This window comes from Streptomyces canus (genome assembly GCF_001514145.1).
Lineage (GTDB): Bacteria > Actinomycetota > Actinomycetes > Streptomycetales > Streptomycetaceae > Streptomyces > Streptomyces canus.
Map to the genome: position 1 here is coordinate 1 of NZ_KQ948714.1, position 2,197 is coordinate 2,197.

Annotated in this window: 1 protein-coding gene; it reads right to left on the minus strand. The window is 68.0% G+C overall.

Features of this window, described 5'->3' with window-relative positions; all coding sequences use genetic code 11:
- Positions 1–2,197 (minus strand): non-ribosomal peptide synthetase (locus AQJ46_RS51170; RefSeq protein WP_159064297.1); only part of this gene is annotated, 2,197 nt, incomplete at both ends.

Sequence of the window (2,197 nt, forward strand, 5' to 3'; positions counted from 1 at the left end):
ACGTCGGTGGTGAGGTCGAAGGTGTGGCTGGTGGCCTGGGCGAGGGCGGCGGGGAGTTCGTGGTCGGTGACGGTCGCGGTGTGCAGGGCCCAGCCACGCGCTTCGAGTTCCTCCACGCTCAGAACACGCTGGTAGGGACGGCCGTCCTCAGCAGGAAGAACAGTACGCAACACCTCGTGACGCTCGACGACATCCCGCAGCGCCGCGGCCAGCGCCGCAACGTCCAGATCGCCGCTCAGGCGCAGCACAATGGGGGCGTTGTAGGTGGCGGTGGCACCCTCGAGCTGGCCCAGGAACCACAGGCGCTGCTGCGCAAAGGACACCGGAACACGGCCGGGACGCCGCACGGCCGCCACCAGAGCCGGCCGCGCCGCCCCGCCCGAAGCCAGCCGCGCGGCCAGACCGGCCACGGTCGGCGTCTCGAACAACGCCCGCATCTCCAGCTCCACACCCAAAACCGCGCGGACCCGGGAGACCAGCCGCGTGGCCAGCAGGGAGTGACCGCCGAGGTCGAAGAAACTCTCCTCGACACCGACCCTCTCCACGCCCAGCACCTCGGCGAACGCCGCGACCAGCAACTCCTCCTGACGGTTCGCCGGACCACGCCCCCCACCACCCGCATGCTCCGGCACCGGCAGAGCCTTACGGTCCACCTTCCCGTTGATCGTCAGCGGCAGCGCCTCCAACACCACCACCACCGCCGGAACCATGTACTCCGGCAGACGACCCGCCACAAACCCACGAACAGCCACCGACAGATCCCCGGCATCCGACTCCGCATCAGGGGCGACCACATAAGCCACCAGACGCCTGTCACCGGGCACGTCCTCCCGGGCGATGACAGCAGCCTGAACAACCTCCGGATGCGCCAGCAGCGCGGCCTGGACCTCACCCGGCTCAATACGGAAACCACGCACCTTCACCTGGTCATCCGAACGCCCCAAGAACACCAGCTCACCCGCCGTGTCCCACGCCACCCGGTCACCCGTGCGATACATCCGCTCACCCGACCGCGAGAACGGACACGCCACAAACCGCTCCGCCGTCAGCCCCAAACGCCCCAGATACCCACGCGCCACACCCCGACCCGCCACATACAACTCACCCACAACACCAGGCGCGACCGGCCGCAGGAAATCATCCAGCACAAACACCCGCGCATTCGGATTCGGCCCACCGATCGACGGAACCCCCCCATCCGCCATCAGCGCACCCGACATCGTCGCGCACACCGTGGTCTCCGTCGGACCATAGGCATTCACCAACATCCGGCCCGACGCCCACCCCGCCACCAACTCCGCATCCAACGCCTCACCCGCCGACACCAGCACCCGCACCGAAGACAGATCACACTCCGCATCCAGCACACCCAGCACCGCCGGCGGCAACGTCACATGCGTCACCGCGAACGCATCCACAACCCCCTCAAGGCCCGCCCCCGGTTTCAGCCGCTCAGCCGGAGCCACAACCAACGCCGCACCCGAGCACAGCGCCATCAACAACTCCCACGACGCCGCATCGAAACCCACCGACGCGAACTGCAAAACCCGCGAACCCACCCCCACACCCAACCGCGCCACCTGCACCGCAGCCAGATTCACCGCACCCGCATGCACCACACCCACACCCTTGGGCACACCCGTCGAACCCGACGTGTAAACCACCCACGCCAAACCCTCCCCACCAACCCTCACCCCCAGCGCAGACGACTCCTGCCCGGCGATCGCCGCAGCGACATGCGCGTCATCCAGCGCAACCACACGCACACGCCCCGCAGGCATACCGTCCACGACATCGTCCAGGCCAAGAAGCATGACCGCACCGCTGTCACGCACCATGAACGCAATCCGCTCCACCGGTGCGCCGGGATCGACCGGGAGATAGGCCGCGCCGGCCTTCCAGACCGCGAGGAGCGCGACAACCAGATCAACGCCCCGCTCCATCGCGACCGCGACCACCGACTCCACACCCACACCCTGTGCGACCAGATAACGCGCCAGACGGTTCGCCCGCGCATCCAACTCCACATACGAGACCTCGAACCCCTCACCGATCACCGCCGGCGCATCCGGGTCCTCCACGACTCGCCCCGCGAACACCTCCACAACCGACCCACCCGACACCGACACCGCCGTGTCATTCCACCCCACCAACACCCGCTCCCGCTCCACCACACCCAGCACATCAACAGCACCGA